Annotated in this window: 10 protein-coding genes; 8 read left to right on the forward strand and 2 right to left on the reverse strand. The window is 37.2% G+C overall.

The features are described from left to right. Positions 1–8 precede the first annotated feature (8 nt). The 8 genes from MHI18_RS14180 to MHI18_RS14215 all read left to right on the forward strand — a co-directional run bounded on the left by MHI18_RS14180 (position 9) and on the right by MHI18_RS14215 (position 15,930). The gene (locus MHI18_RS14180) at positions 9–992 is read left to right on the forward strand and encodes a carbohydrate ABC transporter permease (protein WP_340848260.1); all 984 of its coding nucleotides are present in this window, start codon (positions 9–11) and stop codon (positions 990–992) included. A 22-nt stretch (positions 993–1,014) separates the two neighbouring features. Continuing rightward, the gene (locus tag MHI18_RS14185) at positions 1,015–2,469 is read left to right on the forward strand and encodes an ABC transporter substrate-binding protein (RefSeq protein WP_340848261.1); all 1,455 of its coding nucleotides are present in this window, start codon (positions 1,015–1,017) and stop codon (positions 2,467–2,469) included. A gap of 126 nt (positions 2,470–2,595) precedes the next feature. Beyond that, complete coding sequence (locus MHI18_RS14190) at positions 2,596–4,386, forward strand: sensor histidine kinase (RefSeq protein WP_340848262.1); 1,791 nt, start codon at positions 2,596–2,598, stop codon at positions 4,384–4,386. Next, a complete protein-coding gene (locus tag MHI18_RS14195) occupies positions 4,379–5,884 on the forward strand; it encodes a response regulator transcription factor (RefSeq protein ID WP_340848263.1) in 1,506 nt (501 codons plus the stop codon). Before MHI18_RS14190 ends, MHI18_RS14195 begins: the two co-directional genes overlap by 8 nt. Before the next feature lie 413 nt (positions 5,885–6,297). Continuing rightward, positions 6,298–9,417, forward strand: a complete 3,120-nt coding sequence (locus MHI18_RS14200) for an alpha-mannosidase (RefSeq protein WP_340848265.1) — start codon at positions 6,298–6,300, stop codon at positions 9,415–9,417. An 88-nt stretch (positions 9,418–9,505) separates the two neighbouring features. Then, positions 9,506–11,797, forward strand: a complete 2,292-nt coding sequence (locus MHI18_RS14205) for a glycoside hydrolase family 3 N-terminal domain-containing protein (protein ID WP_340848267.1) — start codon at positions 9,506–9,508, stop codon at positions 11,795–11,797. Between the two features lie 677 nt (positions 11,798–12,474). Beyond that, positions 12,475–13,890, forward strand: a complete 1,416-nt coding sequence (locus tag MHI18_RS14210) for a glycoside hydrolase family 1 protein (protein WP_340848269.1) — start codon at positions 12,475–12,477, stop codon at positions 13,888–13,890. Positions 13,891–14,295: 405 nt separating this feature from the next. Beyond that, positions 14,296–15,930, forward strand: coding sequence for a M20/M25/M40 family metallo-hydrolase (locus tag MHI18_RS14215; RefSeq protein ID WP_340848271.1), 1,635 nt, complete (start codon positions 14,296–14,298; stop codon positions 15,928–15,930). A 109-nt stretch (positions 15,931–16,039) separates the two neighbouring features. On the opposite strand, the gene pflA is transcribed toward MHI18_RS14215, so the two are convergent. Together pflA and pflB are read right to left on the reverse strand one after the other, a co-directional pair. Beyond that, positions 16,040–16,771: a pyruvate formate-lyase-activating protein gene (gene pflA, locus MHI18_RS14220; RefSeq protein WP_340848273.1), complete on the reverse strand. Its 732-nt coding sequence runs from the start codon at positions 16,769–16,771 to the stop codon at positions 16,040–16,042. A gap of 56 nt (positions 16,772–16,827) precedes the next feature. Beyond that, on the reverse strand, positions 16,828–19,053 hold the full coding sequence (gene pflB, locus MHI18_RS14225) for a formate C-acetyltransferase (RefSeq protein ID WP_340848274.1): 2,226 nt from the start codon (positions 19,051–19,053) through the stop codon (positions 16,828–16,830). Positions 19,054–19,179: the final 126 nt, after the last annotated feature.

Here is a 19,179-nt window from a genome sequence, read left to right on the forward strand (position 1 = left end):
CTAACTTTATGGCTAAACTACAAAATCAAACATCAGTTGTTATTTCAGACTCACTAGAAGAGGTGAAACGGGGCGGGAGAAATGTAAGGAAAAAGTATCGTAATCCACAAGAAATTTCTCCAGTTGTAAACAGACTTATTAGTGTATTCCTGGGAATATTAGCGTTCATCTGTATTTTTCCTTTTATCTATGTCATCATAATTTCTTTTACTAGTGAAGAAAGTATTGTAAGAAATGGGTTTCAACTGTTTCCAAAAGAGTGGAGTACAGATGCGTATCAATATTTATGGAGTATGAAGGAGCAATTACTCCGTTCGTATGGTGTTACTATTCTTGTTACTATAATCGGGACTGTTATAAGTGTGTTAATGATTACCTTTTATGCCTACGCTATTTCCAGACCGCAATTTAAGTACCGGAGATTTTTTACATTTCTTGCCTTTTTTACGATGTTATTCAGTGGTGGTCTAGTACCAACTTATATAATTGTAACTCAATTTTTGGGATTGAAAAATACAATATGGGCACTAATACTTCCGCTTGCGATGAACGCATTTTATATCATCATTATGAGGACATTCTTTCTAAAGTCAGTTTCTGAATCAATATTGGAATCAGCGAGAATGGATGGAGCTAGTGAATGGAGGATTTTCTTTCAAATTATCTTCCCGCTTTCATTACCAGGAATTGCTACAATTGCTTTGTTTAGTACATTAGGATATTGGAATGATTGGTTCGCGGCTTTGTTGTATATAGATAACCCTAACTTAGTGCCGTTGCAGTCATTGCTGATGAAAATAGAAGCAAATCTTGAATTTATGAGACAAAATTTAGATGTTGGCTTAATGCAACAAAGTTTGTTCGATACTATCCCGCAAGAGTCAGCTAAAATGGCAATGGTCGTTATCGCCACATTACCAATAGCAGTTTCTTACCCGTTCTTTCAAAAGTACTTTATTAGCGGACTAACTATTGGCGGCGTTAAAGAATAATAAAGAAAGAGGCGAAGAAAGTATGAAAAAAAGGTTTATGGTAGTGCTTACACTTGTTCTATCTATTGGAATGGTTCTTTCCGCATGTACTGGTAAAGAAAGCTCCACCGAAGTAAAAGGCGGAAAGAATGGGGAGCCGTATGAAATAAAATGGTTCACTATTGGAACACCGCAAAATGATAAGGAAAAAGTATTTGCAGAAGTAAATAAATACCTAAAGGAAAAAATAAATGCCACTGTGAAAATGACTCAGATTGATTGGGGAGATTGGGCTCAAAAGTCACAAGTTATGATTAATTCAGGTGAACAATTTGATATCATTTTTACAAATGGAACAGATTATGTACAAAATTCTCAAAAAGGTGCATTTTTAGCTCTTGATGATATGCTAAATAATGAAGGGAAAGAGTTAGTAGAGGTTATTGATCCTGAGTTTTTAGAAGGAATTAAGGTTGACGGGAAAATTTACGGTGTTCCTGCAAATAAAGAAGTTGCTAGACAAAGTGTGTATACGTTTAATAAACGTCTTGTAGACAAGTACAACTTTGATATTTCAAACGTGAAAACTCTAGAAGACTTAGAGCCAATGCTTAAAACTATTAAGGAAAAAGAATCCGGTGTTACCCCAGTCGCAACATTTAAAGCATTTTTACGCTATGACTATGTTTTTAATGGAGAAATGCCATTTGCCTTCCCATTTGATGGGGATACAGAGCGTGTAATTAATCCATTTGAAACAGATGAGGCAATGAATACACTTAAAACCATGCATAAATATTATAAAGCTGGCTACATAAAAGAGGATGCAGCAACTAGTAAAGACACCTGGCCAATGGATGTGGAAAATTGGTTTGTCCGGATGGGAGGTTCACAGCCATATGCAGATTTATTATGGAGCCGTTCAGCTAAATACGAGGTAGTGTCTGCACCTGCAGAACAGCCAACCATTGTAAATGATTCCGTTTCTGGTTCAATTCAGGCCATTTCAGCAACATCAAAGAACCCCAAAAAGGCGATGGAATTCCTGACGTTGCTTAATACTGATCCATATCTTCGCAACTTAGTAGATAAAGGAATTGAAGGCACTCATTATAAGAAAGACGAAGATGGGACAATTGAAGATCTCCCTGCACGTATTGACAACTATAATATGCCGTCCTATTCTTTAGGAAATCACTTTATTTTAAATCTTTACAAAGAGGATCCTAAAGATAAATGGGAAAAATTCAAAGAATTTAATGCTTCTGCCGTTAAGTCACCATCACTTGGTTTCAATTTCAATAGTGATCCAGTTCGTTCAGAACTTGCTTCCATTACGAACATTTCGAAAGAGTTTTATCCAGCTCTTGCAACAGGGTCTGTGAAACCAGAAGAATATCTGCCTAAATTTAATGAAAAGCTGAAAAATGCGGGAATCGATAAAGTGTTAAAAGAAATTCAAAAGCAATATGATGAATGGAAAAGCAAACAAAATTAATTACAAAATCAAGCTGGAATATTCTGGCTTGATTTTATTTCACTTATACAACTTTGTATTGTATCTAAAGAACGTAGCTTCATTGTGTTATAATTAACGAAATAATTAGTAAATTAGAGGGACCATATGGAATTAAAAGGACGCTTTATACAGAATGTATTTAATAGACTATTTTTAATAACTTCTATTACAATTATTGTAACCGTTATCATACTTATTGTTATCATTTCAAATTATTATTCAGATATTATTATTCAAAAAGAAGTTAATATCAATACGCGAACATTAGAAAGAGTAGAAGATTATTTTTCATCTAAGGATATAGACATTAATAGGGCTATAAGAGATCTTTATATTAAAGGGGATATGATAGAGGATATATCCTTCGCTCTGCATAATGGATATGGAAAATATTTAGAATATCATTTAGACGAATTTTCTAATAGTAAGTCTTTTACCCCTAATAATATTGATACGTATTTTAATGGTTATTTCAGTCAGGATATAGATTTAAATGCTATTAGTTTGCGGTCTTTTGAGAATTCGTCAATTGAATATCTATTAATCAATAATAATATTCGTTGGAATAAAAGCGTAATTGACTATGATACGAACGCCGATCCTTCTCTTTCACAAGGAATACCGAATTTAAGCAGGGGTGTTTTGTTACATCAACGAAAGTTAAGAAATACAATTACCAAAAAAACTACCCTAAATAATCCGGTAACTCTTAAAAAAATCGGGGAAATTTCTTTTTATTATTCAACAGAGTGGTTAGACAAGATGTTAAGAAAGCACGAAGGCACACCAGTATCTTTCTTTTTAATGGATGGAGAGGGAACGATTATTTATTCGGTTAATAAAGGTATCCCTGTAGATATGATCCACCAATTAAAATTAGAAACAAATGAAATGAAAATGAAGTGGAAACATGAGAAGTATTATATAAACACTATTGCCAATAAGGGAGATTATATTTATGTAAGTGCCATTCCTAATAAGGGATGGCAGAAGCTGACGATTGTCAGAGGAACAATGTGGGGCGTTATTAGTTTTCTCATTTTTGCTGCTATTTTAATAACTTATTCATTTACTAGAAATTATTCTCGGAGAATTCATAATATCGTAGCAATTATACGCAGGGTAGAAAAGGGAGATTTAGATGCGAGAATTCCGATATCAAAACAAGAAGATGAATTATCTAAGATTGCTGTCAATATCAACTCGATGTTAACGGAACTAAATAATTATATTGAACATAATTACCTGTTAAATATTAAGCAGCAGCAAGCCAAATTAAAAGCTCTTCAGGCACAAATAGATCCGCATTTTTTATTTAATACACTTGAAGCCATTCGGATGGTTGCCGTTGTGGAGGGCTCGAAAACATCTAGTAAAATGACTTTCCTTTTATCTAAGCTTTTTCGCTATACCCTGGAATCTAAAGATACCGTACCCATCTATACAGAAATCGAGTATGTTAATCAATACTTGAATTTAATGCAGTTTAAATATCCTGAAAAGTTAAAAATTCATATAGATATTCCTATTGATGTGGAACAAACAATGGTACAAAAATTAATACTCCAGCCGATTATTGAAAACTATTTTGTTCACGGGTTTAAAAAAGGTCAATTTAATAATGAGTTGTTAATCCGTGCTATACGAGTAGGAGAATTAATAAAAATATCCGTTGAAGATAATGGTAAAGGAATGTCTGAAGATAAGTTAAATAATATTATTCAACATATTAATCATGAAAAGGGTGATGAAATGATATCGATCGGTTTAAGAAACATTCATCAACGCCTAAAGCTCGCTTATGGAGACCAGTTTGGAATTTCTTTAATTAGTATCAAAGACCAAGGAACAACAATTACATTGACCATTCCAGTGCATGGGATACAACATGTATAGGATAGTACTAGCAGATGATGAACCCTTAATTACGAAAGGACTACGGGCCATTTTAGATTGGGAGGATTATGGGTTCGAAATAGTCTATACTGCTGAAAGCGGAGAGGATGCTCTTTCCTATATAATAAATCATCCCATTGACATACTGATCACAGATATCTTAATGGACGAAATGTCCGGCTTAGATTTGATTCGAGAAGTGAAGAAGTTAAATCCTCTAGTTAAGTGTATTGTTTTAACTGGGTATCAAGAATTTCGGTTTATTAAGGAAGGGTTATTGTTAGGAATTGAAAATTACTTGTTAAAACCAGTTGATGAAGAAGAACTATTAGCATCCATACAAAATGTAGGACAAAAGTTAAATATGATTATGTTCAGCAGCCAACAGCAAGAGGAAACAACTCTGCTGGATAATACACTATGGAACTACCTTAATGGTGGAATTGCTCTTCATGATTGTCTGGAAAGGTTGTCATTATACAATTTTGAATTTAAAGATACGTCTTATAGTGTATCCATCTTAAATATTGAGCATTATCAAGATAGTTATATATTAAAAAATGTTCGAAACTTTATTGAATGGAAATATTCTGCTCTTTGTCTCTTTAGCCCCTTTAACGAAATCGTAATTATCTTTAAAGGCAATGAGGAAGAGGGGGTATTGAGACAAAACCAAAGTCTAGTTGATAATCTCCTTGAAGAACAATTTGGGACTGGTCAATTTTATTTATCCATGGGAAAGTCAATCAATATGTTCGAAGAATTAGAGGATAGTTTTAATAGTGCTAGGGAATACAGTCTGCTTCAGTTAAATTTAGAACCTAATGTTCTTATTTCAAGTAAACAAGCGATTGATCAGCAAGAGGATTTAAAGAGACAAAAAGAAATTAAAGAACATATCGTGAAAAAGTTAATGAATACCGAAGAAGATTTTTTGATGCAAATTGATCATTTCTTTAAAGATTTAACAGAGAAGCCAAATTTAATCTCTCCTCAAGTAGTGAAAAAATACGCATTTGATTTAATTTGCTATATCCACTATTCCATACCTCATGATGATTTCTCTCAATATACAGCAGCAGTTGAAAGAATGGTATACAGTACTGACATCGACCATATGGCAGAAATCCTAAAAGAGTACTGTCAAGGTTTACTCCAATCTATGAACCAACATATTTATAGTAGAAGTCCAATTGTACAAAATGTGCTTCAGCATATTAATGCACATTATAATGAAGGGTTATCATTAAAAACACTTGGTCAGCAATTTCATATAAATGCCATTTATTTAGGTCAATTATTTCAAAAAGAAATTGGCTTGGTATTCTCGGACTACCTTAATCGATACAGGTTGGAGAAAGCAAAAGAATTGTTAAAAACAACTCATTTCCGTGCAGGGGACATCGGAAAAAAGGTAGGGTATTCTGATACGACTTATTTTTATAAACAGTTTAAGAAAAATGTAGGAACAACACCTAGTGAATGGAGAAAGATTTAAAAGTAATTAGTAGAGGATTCATCATTTGCATTTTTTCTTTATTGGCAGGCCAAAAAAGAAATTAGTTGTAGCAGTTACATATTAAATTTTTCAACGAGAAAACGTATCGTATTTTAATATGATACGTTTTTTATTATCAACTTTCCCTATATAATTGCTCTTTATTTTCTCCAATAAATCTATATTTTCCCCAATAGGAAGATTCATTAATTATTGTTAGAATTATGAAAAAGCTTACATTTTGCGTGATGAAGACCCATTGAAAGAGCTGAAGAAATCTAGGAAAGCATATTTATAGGATGAATGATCATAGTAATTGTTCAATTGCTGTCTAATAGTCCCCGTAATAAATAGGGCAAAATCAAAACCTCATTATCATTCAGTTTAAAAGATAGGTACTGGAGGGATACATAATGGAAAGAATACAGAGATTAATTCGTTATTTAGCAGATCACCTAATTTTAGAGAGCATTCCAATTTCCGATTGGAAGACAGAACGAGCTTTTTATGTAAAACCTATCGAATATGAGTTAGATCCTGCAGAGTCAAGCTTTGTAAATGATGGTGACTGGTTAATCAATTCAGGTACCACAATGTTTCTTGAAAAGGAAGTATTCATACCAAAAAGCTGGAAAAATCAGCCATTTGGATTAACTTTTCAGGTTGGGGCTAATGGAGAGCCAACCAATCATGAGGCATTGGTTTTTTTAGATGAAATGCCTTATCAAGGGATTGATCGCAATAGAAATTATGTACCATTTCCTGAGATGGAAAGGGTAAAAGAAAATATTACTATTAAGATTGAATTGTTTAACCCTGCTCCCCAGGCAGTTGATAAATTAAATCATCAGAATGAACCTGCGGAGTTTGATCCCCCCCCTCTTTACCTAATAAAAGGGAGATTGGACTTGCCTAATATAGCAATAAAAAGTCTTTTAACAACAGTTTCATGTTACTTAGAGACGGCTAAACTACTCCCTGAAGATGATTTGATAAGATATAAAATATTTGAATCCTTGAAAGAAGTGCAACACCAGATACTATTTGAAAAACCTGAAGCTTTAAGAAATGTTTCATGGGTAGAGAAAATCGAAGAAAAGCTGAAGAAACAATTGGTCGATATACGGTATAGCTTACCAGGACAGATGTTAATGGTCGGTCAGTCCCATATTGATTTGGCCTGGTTATGGCCGATGAAGGAAGCCGTCCGCAAGTGTAGTCGAACTTTTTCTACGATGAGTACCTTACTTGATGAGAATCCAAACTTTACATATGCTCAAAGTCAGCCTCAAGCATACGCATTTGTAAAAGAATTTTACCCTGACATTTATCAGAGGGTTAAAAAGCATATTATTGATGGACGTTGGGAAATTGTCGGAGGTATGTGGGTAGAGCCAGACTTAAATATACCTTCTGGCGAATCGTTGGTACGTCAGCTCTTATACGGCATGAAGTTCTATCAAGATGAATTCGGCCGGCAACCAAGAATTGAGTGGCTTCCAGATACATTTGGTTATTGTGCTTCTCTTCCTCAATTGTTAAAAAAGGCAGGATTAGAGTACTTTATGACAACTAAAATGAACTGGAATGATACAAATCCATTTCCATATGATTTATTTTATTGGGAGGGCATTGATGGAACTCAAATACTTTCGTATTTAAATCATGGTCTGAATGAATATACCCATCCAAAAGAAATTAATAATCACTGGAGAAGCTATAAGCAAAAACAAGTCTATCCAAAACAAATGTTGCTTTATGGACATGGAGATGGAGGTGGAGGTGTTACACAAGAAATGATTGATTATATAGATCGATCTGCCTCCCTTCCCGGATTTCCAGCGGTTGTAAATAGTACAGCACATGAATTCTTTGATGGTATTCATCAAGAAGCTCCTCATCTGCCTACATGGGTTGGAGACATGTATTTAGAACTTCACCGTGGAACGTATACGACACATGCTCGGAATAAGAAATCGAATCGTAAGGCTGAGGTTCTTTTTAGAGAAACAGAATTTTGGAGTGTAATTGCGGCCTATTATGCAGACGCTGGAGCTGTTCCCTCGTTGGAGAAAGAATGGAAATTACTTCTTCTTAACCAATTTCATGATATTATTCCGGGTTCATCGATTCCTGAAGTATATGAAAAATCTGAAGCTGATTATGAGAAAATATTTGATTACGGTGAACAGGTTAAGCAAAATGCCCTTCAATTACTCGAAAAGCAAATAGATACGACAGGGGAAGGACTCCCTTTTCTTTTATTTAATAGTTTATCTTGGACGAGGTCTGAAACAGTCAGGATTATCGGTGGATCTGAATTGGCAGGTAAGAACGCAGTAAACAGCGAAGGTGAGCTGCTTCCATCAGACATTAATCACCTGGAAAGTGGGGAGCTGGAGTTAATTGTTTATGTGTCTGACATTCCTCAAATGGGATATAAAACTATTTGGTTAAAGGAACAAGAAAATCCATGTAAAAATAACAACGAGGAACTGGGTAGTGAATGGGAAACAGAATATTATGTGGTGGAGTGGAATGAAAAAGGGGAAATTTGCCGCTTATATGACAAAAAGGCTCGACGTGAAGTTTTAGCTCCTGATGCACTTGGCAATCAATTTCAATTATTTCACGACCGTCCTATTGTATGGGATGCCTGGGATATTGACCCTGAATTTGAAGACCAATATGCTGACTCAATAGTTTTACTAGCCAAAGATGTACAAAGAGGGAAAACAAAAGATTTACTTCGTTTTAAATGGCAACTGTCGGATTCTACCATTCATCAAGAAATGATTCTTTATCATCAAAGTAAGAGAATTGACTTTTATACTAAAGTCAATTGGCAGGAGCAACATAAATTATTAAAAGTAGCCTTTCCTGTCGATGTTCTTTGTCATAAAGCTACATTTGAAATTCCCTTTGGTGCAGTAGAAAGAGCAACACACACTAATACAAGCTGGGAAAAAGCACAGTTTGAAGTTTGCGGCCATCGCTTTGCTGATCTTTCAGAAACGGGTTATGGTGTCAGTCTTTTAAATGACTGCAAGTATGGGTATGACGTAAAACATAATACACTTCGTCTTTCCTTACTAAGAGCTTCTAAATGGCCTGATCCAGGTGCTGACTTGGGAGATCACGAATTTATGTACTCTTTGCTTCCACATGAGGGGGACTGGAGAGAAGCAGAAGTAGTCAAGAGTGGATATGAGCTGAATCATCCAGTCGTTCCTGTTAGTGCTTCCTCTCATAAAGGGTATCTTCTAAGCTCGCATTCCTTTATCAAGATGAAGAGCAAACATACTATACTAGATACACTTAAACCCTCTGAAGATGGGACTGGGATTGTAGTAAGAATGTACGAATCTAGCGGAGGAAGAGAGGAAGTGCAAATGGCATTTGGAAAACCGGTCAAATCTGCAGACGAAACGAACTTATTGGAGGAAAAGCAGGATGTTGTACCCGTTCAAAATAATAAACTATCCTCCTATCTTAAACCGTTTGAAGTAAAAACGATTTTAGTCACATTCTAATCACTAAGATAATGAGCGAAATGCGACTTAGAAGGATTGTTCAAGAAAAGCCTGAGCAGAGCTGCATAAACAAACCTGAGGTGAAATAATGGAAAATTCAGTTAGGTCAGTAAAAGAACCAGATAGCGTATCAAAACAAGTAGAATCTTTACTCTCAAAAATGAGTCTAAAGGAAAAGGTAGGTCAGGTGAACCAGAAAATGTATGGGTGGGAAGCCTTTAGAAGGACAAAAACAGGATATGAATTAACGGAGAAATTTATAGAACAAGTACAATTTGGTGATGGAATAGGAGTTATTTACGGACTGTTTCGTTCCGATCCATGGTCAGGAATCCATTATGATAATGGAATCATCGAAAGTGAAAGTGCTGAAGTAGCCAATATGATACAGAAATATATAAAAGAAAACACTAGGCTAGGTATTCCAGTTCTGCTATCAGAGGAGTGCTCTCATGGACATCAAGGGCTCGACAGCATGATTACTCCCGTTAATTTAGGCATAGGGGCTACGTGGAACCCGGATTTACATGAAAAGTTGATGGCAGCTGTTGCCGATGAAGTACGAGCAAAAGGTGCTCATTTGGCACTAGTATCGACACTAGATATCCTGCGGGATCCAAGATGGGGGCGTTCAGAGGAATGCTTTAGTGAAGATCCCTACCTAGCTTCCCAGTTAACCAAAGCGGTGGTAAAAGGGATGCAGGGAGAGAAAGGTGAGTATATTCCTGAGGGGAAACTTTTCGCAGTTCTAAAACACTTTGCAGCTCAAGGCAATGGAACAGGCGGCCATAATGCTGCCCCAGCTTCAATAGGTGAAAGAGAATTAAGAGAGATCCATCTACCACCCATGGTGACGGCCATTCAGTCTGGTGCACTTGCATGTATGGCCGCATATAATGAAATTGACGGAATACCTTGTCATGCAAATGGCTATCTGCTCAATCAAATTCTACGCGAGGAATTTGGATTTAAGGGTGCTGTTATGGCAGATGGATGCGCTCTTGACCTTTTGGTCAACTTAACGCAATCCAGGGAAAAGGCGGCAGCACTAGCTCTTGAAAATGGAGTGGATATAAGTCTTTGGGATAATGTATTTACCACCTTGGAAAAGGCGATTGAAGATGGTTTTGTTAGGGAAGAAAAGTTGGATGCAGCAGTAAAAAGAGTGCTAACTCTGAAATTTAAAATGGGACTATTTGAAAATCCGTATGTTAAAAACAAAAGGTCTATAACTAAAGGAGAAAGAGAAAAAATCAATTTAGATTCAGCAAGGCAATCGATTATTTTATTAAAAAACAATGGAATTCTCCCATTAAAAAGCAACTTTAAAAAAATAGCGGTTATCGGTCCCAATGCCAATTCAATCTATAATCAGTTGGGTGATTACACTCCATTCCAGAAAGAAGAAAATGTTATTACAGTGTTTAATGGAATTCGAGAGTTTGCAGGGGAGACAGAGGTTGTTTATGAAAAAGGATGTGGGATTCGTTCAAAAGATACGGATGGAATTGAAAAGGCCATTAGCCTTGCTGAGAGCTCGGATGTCGCTATTGTGGTATTAGGCGGCTCTAGTACAAGGGATTTTGAAGCACAGTTTGATTTAAATGGAGCGGTCGTCAATACAACTGGGGAAGAGGAAATGGACTGCGGTGAAAATGTAGACCTAGCGAACTTAGAGCTGGGCGGTCATCAGTTGCAATTGTTACAGAAAATTATGAAGACCGGTACTCCAACCATTACGATTTTAATACAGGGACGTCCTCACGCGATCCCATGGATTGCAGCCAATGCCCCAGCAATATTATGTGCATGGTATCCAGGGCAAATGGGTGGACAGGCCATTGCAGAAATATTGTTTGGACATGTTAATCCCAGCGGTAGATTACCTGTTTCCATCCCAAAATCTTCTATGCAGCTTCCTGTATTTTATAATCACAAATCCGGTGATTACAAGAAAGACTATTTTGATATGGAAGGAAACTGTTTATTCCCTTTTGGATTTGGGCTTACTTATACGACATTTACTTATGAAAATCTTCGCTGCTCCGTTCAATCAATTTCAGCAGATAATCTCTTAAATGGACAAATGTTTAGCATTACAATAGATGTTACCAATTGTGGTGACACGGATGGCTATGATGTTATTCAGCTTTATATTAATAGTAAAGAATCTAGCATAACGAGAAGAGTGCGGGAGTTAAAAGGATTTAAGAAGGTATGGATAGCAGCTGGAAAAACAAAGGCAGTGACGCTTAAACTTGGAAAAGAAGAGTTGGAGATATTTGGGAACCAACATCAATATAGGTTAGAACCAGGAAGGTTTGATGTGGAAATTGGCTACCCTCTTGAGTTCTTAATAGCTTCGCTAAGGATTTGTTGAAGTACCAGGAACAGGGTTATTTGCGGAAAGAAAAGATTGTAGGAAGGTTAGTCTTTATTTACAATCGGTGCCTCAATTGTGGAAGCTACTATTTTAATTAGTAATGGCTTTCTATTGAATCATATTTCGCGGTCTTTCTTTATTATCTTACGCAAGAATGGTCTGATATAACGGTCTAGACGATACTGGGCTGTACATTATATTCAGCTACAAGGATGAACATTTCTTATAGGACTAGCCGGTGCTGACTGTACCAGAGAACAGGAACGCGAAATTCATGGTCAGCCCCATCAGGATAGAGAAGCTCGTGAAAAGACCAAGGATAAGTACGGATTCAACAAATAATTCAACTAAAGGAACGAGAAAATTAAATACTCCAACATTCGGCAGTTCCACATCTTCTAAGAATGCCCTACCAGTCCTATATAAAAGGTGTAATCCGCCGGTATTGGAAATGGAGCACTGTATAAATCCAGTTACTTTAAGTCCTGTTAAGGGCGCTGTCATGCACCTAGTGAACTATGTAATTGTGTTGTTATCTGGTTGCCATTCTTGAATGCATCAGACAAAACGAATGTTACAAAGGCAAAAGAAGCAGAACAGCAAGAAAAAAATATTATAAACAATTAATAACTAAATGTTCATAGCCTTACATGGGCTAACCAATTAAAAAGGAGATGATCAGCATAAATACACCCATTGAAAAGGTACACTATCATTTTCCTGAAGAATTCTGGTGGGGATCATCTGCATCAGCAACCCAGACGGAAGGGGCTTCTGATGTCGACGGCAAGGGAAAAAATATTTGGGATCATTGGTATGAACTACAGCCAAACCGTTTCATTAATGGAATAGGTCCAGAAGATACCTCGCAATTTTACTACAAATATAAAGATGACATTCGGCTGATGAAAGAAATCGGACATAATTCCTTCCGTTTATCGATTTCCTGGTCGAGGCTTTTTCCAGAAGGTCGCGGGGAACGGAATGAGAAGGCTGTGGAATTCTATAATAATGTGATTAATGAGATGCTTGCTCATGACATTGAGCCCTTCGTAAACCTATATCACTTTGATATGCCGCTTGCCCTCCAGAAAATTGGTGGCTGGGAAAGTCGGGAAACAATTGAAGCATATGAGGCCTATGCAGAGACCTGCTTCCGTTTATTCGGTGACAGGGTGAAAAAGTGGTTTACTCACAATGAACCGATTGTTCCTGTTGAAGGAGGATACTTGTACGATTTCCATTATCCGAATATCGTAGATTTTAAGAAAGCCGTTCAGGTGGCTTATCATACTATTCTTTCCAGTGCAAAGGCAATCCGTATTTATAAATCAATGAATCTGGGCGGAAAGATTGGGATCATTCTAAATTTGACTCCCTCCTATCCGAGAAGCCAGCATCCTGCTGATCTAAAAGCGTCAATACTTGCGGATGCATTTTTCAATCGGTCCTTCCTAGATCCTTCCGTGAAGGGAGAATTTCCGTTTGAGCTTGTGGATATTCTAATGGAGGAAGGCTTCATGCCTAAAATAGCAGAGGATGACTTGCAAACAATTAAGGAAAATACCATTGATCTTCTAGGAGTAAACTACTATCAGCCGAGGCGGGTAAAGGCAAAAGATAATGTGCCGAATCCAGATGGCCCATTCATGCCGGAACGATATTTTGATAACTATATTATGGCCGGTCGTAGAATGAATGTGCATAGAGGATGGGAAGTTTATGAAAAAGGCATTTATGATATTCTGACCAACTTAAGAGAGAATTATGGTAATATTGAATGCTTCATTTCTGAGAATGGCATGGGTGTTGAAGGTGAAGAAAAATTCCAAGATGAAAAAGGGATGATTCAGGACGATTACCGAATAGAATTCATTTCTGGGCATCTTAAATGGGTTCATAAAGCGTTGGAAGAGGGCTCTAATGTGAAGGGTTACCATATGTGGACCTTCATGGATAGCTGGTCCTGGAACAATGCCTATAAAAACCGCTATGGGTTTGTATCAGTCGACATTAATAAAGATACTGAAAGAACAGTGAAAAAAAGCGGATATTGGTTTAAGAATGTAGCTGAAAATAACGGTTTCTAATAAATAGAAAGTCCAACTTAAGAAAAATAATCTTCGACCCGAATTTTTGTCCGTGGCATCCCTTTTTTAATAGAGGGTTCAGAAAAACTACATTCTGAACTCTTTTTTGATTATATGTTCACTGAACTGTCTTGCATTTCTAAGGGAAAGGGAGTCTACAGTTCTTGCCAATTTTTTATTATGTTTATGTGGTGAGGAGCATAATGTATCGGGTTGTTGTTCGAATTCGGTGCTCACAAAAAACTGTGATCCTCATATCATATTTCTATCAATAAGATTATTTCCCGGACAATTTTCTCGGAAAACCACCAAATTCCGCATTAAAAGTACTGACTACCTATCGAAAAATCTATTTTTCCTCAGTATAGTAGATTTGTAACCATCTTGGTGTTGGAGGGATAGGGAATGCTGCAAAGACCTCATTGGAATAATCGTGAAGATTTAGAAAGCATCGTTAAAAGACTAGTCAAAGTCCCAAGTATTTCGGGTACTTTAGGCGAAAAGCGTATGGCTGAAGAATTGGTCGAAATATTAGGGGAGATTCCATACTTTCAAAACCATCCAAACAAAATTTTTACAGAAGATATACCTAATGATGAGTTTGAACGAGTCAACGTTGCGGCTCTATTAGAAGGAAAAGAAAAGAGTAACCGCAAAACAGTAGTGTTATTAAGTCATTATGATGTAGTGGGAACAGCAGATTATGGGAATTTACAACCATTAGCTTTCGATGCTGAACAGTTAACGGAATTCTTACAGGCATCTAAACTTCCTGAGGAAGCAAGTAAGGATCTACAAACAGGTGACTGGTTATTTGGAAGGGGAGTTATGGATATGAAAGCCGGTCTCGCGATTGAATTAGGCTTATTATCAGAGCTGAGTCAAGATGAGTGCTTTTCTGGAAACATCCTGCTCCTCTCCGTTGCAGATGAGGAACGAAACTCGGCGGGAATGCTTGCAGGTGTCGAATTATTAATGAAGTTAAAAAAGAAGTATGACCTCGAATATTCTTTATGTCTATGTACAGAACCATCCTTCGAGAGTTTTCCAGGTGATGAGTCGAAATACATTTATCTTGGTTCAGCGGGGAAAATGCTGCCACTTATGTTTTGCGTAGGAAAGGAAACGCATGTCGGGGAGCCGTTTGCAGGTGTGAATGCTGCATGGATGGCGGCCGCATTTACTTCAAATATGGAGCTGGCAGAGGTTTTTCTTGAAAGGGAAAGTGATTTTTCATGTCCTTTGCCCATCTGTCTTAAGATTGAAGATCTTAAGGAGCAATATAATGTACAGACACCGACACATGCATATGCACTCTATAATATTTTTACCATTAAACAAACTCCTGAAGATGTGATAACCAAAATGAAAAAGCTGGCAGAGCAGACAGCTTCTGAATTAATGGAACGAATGGAAAAAGCTTGTATATCAAGTGGTTTCTTAGAATACAAACAACGTATTAATGAAGCCATTCCGAAAGTTTTTACTTATTCGATGTTATATGATCTGGGGAAACAACGGTTTGGGGAGTCATTTGAACAGGAACTGTTAACAATCATCATGAATAAAGATGTGAATGATTACCGAGAATTGACGATTTCTCTTGCGAAAAAGATAAGTGATTACTTCCCGGATCTGGCACCATTTTATTTAATTATGCTTTCGCCACCCTATTATCCGAATGTCTCATTGAAAGAAGATGTGAATATTAAACAGTTAGCAAATGATATTCAAAAAAAGGCTGAAGGTACTGGAGTCGAGATGAAACTTCAGAAATATTTCATGGGTCTATCTGATGTAAGTTATTGCCGTCTACAGGATTCAGAAAACGTAATTCCGACGTTAGCAAAAGAGCTGCCTTTGTATGGAACAAGATATCATTTACCTTTAGAAACCATTGCAGCATTGGATATTCCAAGTTTGAATATTGGACCCTATGGTAAAGATGCTCATAAACGAACGGAACGTCTAGAATTGCCATTTTCCTTGGAAGTCCTGCCAAATCTACTTAACTATGCTATTAAGAAGGTATTAATCTAGGTGGGAAAGATTGGAATATTACCTTTCCTGATGGGATTAGTGTAAGGGCTTCACCCACAACTCAAGAAAGATATAAAGAAGGCCGCACAATATTTGTGCGGCCTTCCATTTAGTTCTTAACGTTCAACAGTTGATAAGCGCTTTGTACAGCCTCTTCTGAAGGGGGCTGTATATCCTCAAGCGGATAGGTAAGTCCTAAGACATTCCACTTGTATACGCCAAGTTTATGATAAGGAAGAATCTCAACCTTTTCTACATTGCTTAGCGTACGGATAAACTGTCCAAGATTGGTCAAATCCTCTTTGGAATCGGTAATGCCAGGAACTAGAACATGGCGGATCCAAACAGGAATGTTCTTCTCATCCAGGTAGTGAGCAAACCGAAGGATATGTGCATTCGGTTTACCTGTCAGCTTACGGTGCTTCTGATCATTAATATGTTTGATATCCAGAAGAACGAGATCGGTGTATTTTAGCAATTCATCAAGTCCTCTGATAAAGAACGGTGTTTCTGAAAAACATCCGCCTGAAGAATCAAGTGCCGTATGGATACCTAATTTCCTGCATTCTTTAAATAATTCTGTAACAAAGGGTAAATGCAGCAGTGGTTCGCCGCCGCTTACCGTAATACCACCGTTTGAAGCACGGATAAACGGAAGGTATTCTTTTAAGTCCTTAATAACTTCTTCTACGGTAATATCTTTTCCAGAACCGATGCTCCAAGTATCAGGATTATGACAATACTGACAGCGGAGTAAACAGCCCTGTGTAAAAATAATGTACCGGATACCGGGACCATCCACGGTGCCGCATGTTTCAACAGAATGTATATTTCCAATCATTGCTTTCAGCCCTCTCACCGCCTCCATGGGGGTGGGGGCGAATTATTAGTTTTTAATTAAAGATTTTCATGGAATGTACGATTAATTACATCAATTTGTTGTTCTCTTGTTAGTTTAATAAAGTTGACAGCATACCCAGATACACGAATTGTTAATTGTGGATACAACTCTGGGTGATCCATTGCATCAAGTAATGTTTCACGGTTGAATACGTTTATGTTTAAATGATGACCTTTTTTCATGATATAACCATCTAATATTGCAGCAAGATTGCCATTTTGAGCATCTTCTTCTTTACCAAGTGCTTTTGGAACCATAGAGAAGGTATTAGATATTCCATCTAGTGCATGATGATAAGGAAGTTTAGCTACAGAAGCTAAGGAAGCTAGTGCACCTTTAGTGTCCCGGCCATGCATTGGATTTGCTCCAGGTGCAAACGGTTCGCCCTCACGTCTGCCATCTGGTGTATTCCCAGTCTTTTTACCATAAACAACATTAGATGTGATGGTCAGGATGGATAGAGTGTGAACAGATTGCCGATATGTGGCGTGTTTCTTGAGCATAGACATAAAGGTCTCAACCAAGTTAACAGCCAGTTGATCGACGCGGTCATCATTATTTCCGTATTTCGGGAAGTCACCTTCTATAACATAATCTATTGCAATACCGTTATCGTCGCGAATAACTTTTACGTTTGCAAATTTTATAGCGCTTAAAGAGTCAGCTACAACACTGAGTCCTGCAATACCTGTAGCCATTGTTCGGACGATTTCTGTGTCATGCAGGGCCATTTCAATGCGCTCGTAGCTATACTTATCGTGCATATAATGAATAACATTCAGGGTATTGATATACAATCCAGCAAGCCAATCCATCATGAGTGTATACCGTTCCATGACTTCATCATAGTCTAAATAATCGCTTGTAATGGGTGCCATTTTCGGTCCAGCCTGAACTTTCAGTTTTTCGTCAACACCGCCGTTTATGGCATAAAGCAAAGCTTTGGCAAGATTGGCACGTGCACCGAAGAATTGCATTTGCTTCCCAATCTTCATAGCAGATACACAACAAGCAATTCCATAGTCATCGCCATATTCTAATCGCATCAAATCATCATTCTCATACTGAATGGAACTGGTTTTAATAGACATGCTGGCACAATATTTTTTAAACTCTTCAGGAAGCTGTGGAGACCAAAGGACTGTAAGATTTGGTTCAGGTGCTGGTCCAAGATTTTCAAGAGTATGCAGGAACCTGAAACTGTTTTTTGTGACAAGTGTTCTGCCGTCAATAGCCATGCCGCCAATGGCTTCAGTCACCCAAGTAGGATCACCGCTGAAAAGTTCATTATAGTCAGGTGTACGAGCAAATTTAACTAGACGAAGTTTCATGATAAAATGATCGACAATTTCCTGTGCTTCTTCTTCCGTTAATGTTCCTTCATTAAGATCTCGTTCAATATAGATATCAAGGAAGGTAGAAACACGGCCAAGACTCATTGCTGCTCCATTTTGTTCTTTAATAGCTGCGAGATACGCAAAGTACAGCCATTGGAAGGCTTCACGAGCATTCTGAGCTGGAAGTGATACATCATAGCCGTAAGAGAGGGCCATAGTGTGTAACTCTTGAAGGGCTCTAATTTGTTCTGATAACTCTTCCCGAAGGCGAATAACATCCTCTGTCATTGTAGTGGATGTATTTTGAAGACTCTTTTTCTTATCTTCAATTAGCCGGTTAGTCCCATATAATGCAACACGACGATAATCGCCAATAATCCTTCCACGTCCATATGCATCTGGTAATCCGGTAATAATCCCAACTTTACGCGCAGTCATCATTTCATCTGTATAAGCATCAAATACACCTTGATTGTGTGTTTTACGGAAGTCTGTAAAGATTCGTTCAATTTCTTTATCCAGCTCGTATCCATAAGCATTACATGCTGCTTGAGCCATGCGAATGCCGCCGTATGGTTGAAGGCTGCGTTTGAATGGTTGGTCGGTTTGTACTCCAACAATCGTTTCAAGATCCTTATTTAAATAACCTGGAGCATGTGAGGTAATACTAGAAACAGTTCTTGTATCCATATCTAATACTCCGCCATTTTCGCGCTCTTTTCCGGTTAACTCCATTACTTGCTGCCAAAGTACTTCTGTTGATTCTGTAGCTTTTTCTAAAAATTCGGCATTACCTTGATAAGGAGATACATTGTTTACGATAAAATCACGTGTATTTACTTCAGACTGCCAATTTCCTTCGATAAAACTTCTCCAATGGTTCATGGTTTTTTCGCCGTCCTTTGATTAATTTATTTTTAAAAACATAACTAATTTAGTAATAGCTTACATCCTTATCATACAGTGAAAAATTGGTTATTTTTAAAATATATGTGAATCCTTTGTGAAACT

This window comes from Peribacillus sp. FSL H8-0477, from assembly GCF_038002765.1.
Taxonomy (GTDB): Bacteria; Bacillota; Bacilli; order Bacillales; family DSM-1321; genus Peribacillus.

Excerpts from the sequence above, each read along its gene's own strand:
- pflA (WP_340848273.1), bottom strand. The coding sequence starts at position 16,771 with ATGATTGGAAATATACATTCTGTTGAAACATGCGGCACCGTGGATGGT.
- pflB (WP_340848274.1), bottom strand. The coding sequence starts at position 19,053 with ATGAACCATTGGAGAAGTTTTATCGAAGGAAATTGGCAGTCTGAAGTA.
- MHI18_RS14190 (WP_340848262.1), top strand. The coding sequence starts at position 2,596 with ATGGAATTAAAAGGACGCTTTATACAGAATGTATTTAATAGACTATTT.
- MHI18_RS14210 (WP_340848269.1), top strand. The coding sequence starts at position 12,475 with ATGATCAGCATAAATACACCCATTGAAAAGGTACACTATCATTTTCCT.
- MHI18_RS14180 (WP_340848260.1), top strand. The coding sequence starts at position 9 with ATGGCTAAACTACAAAATCAAACATCAGTTGTTATTTCAGACTCACTA.
- MHI18_RS14215 (WP_340848271.1), top strand. The coding sequence starts at position 14,296 with ATGCTGCAAAGACCTCATTGGAATAATCGTGAAGATTTAGAAAGCATC.
- MHI18_RS14185 (WP_340848261.1), top strand. The coding sequence starts at position 1,015 with ATGAAAAAAAGGTTTATGGTAGTGCTTACACTTGTTCTATCTATTGGA.
- MHI18_RS14205 (WP_340848267.1), top strand. The coding sequence starts at position 9,506 with ATGGAAAATTCAGTTAGGTCAGTAAAAGAACCAGATAGCGTATCAAAA.
- MHI18_RS14200 (WP_340848265.1), top strand. The coding sequence starts at position 6,298 with ATGGAAAGAATACAGAGATTAATTCGTTATTTAGCAGATCACCTAATT.
- MHI18_RS14195 (WP_340848263.1), top strand. The coding sequence starts at position 4,379 with ATGTATAGGATAGTACTAGCAGATGATGAACCCTTAATTACGAAAGGA.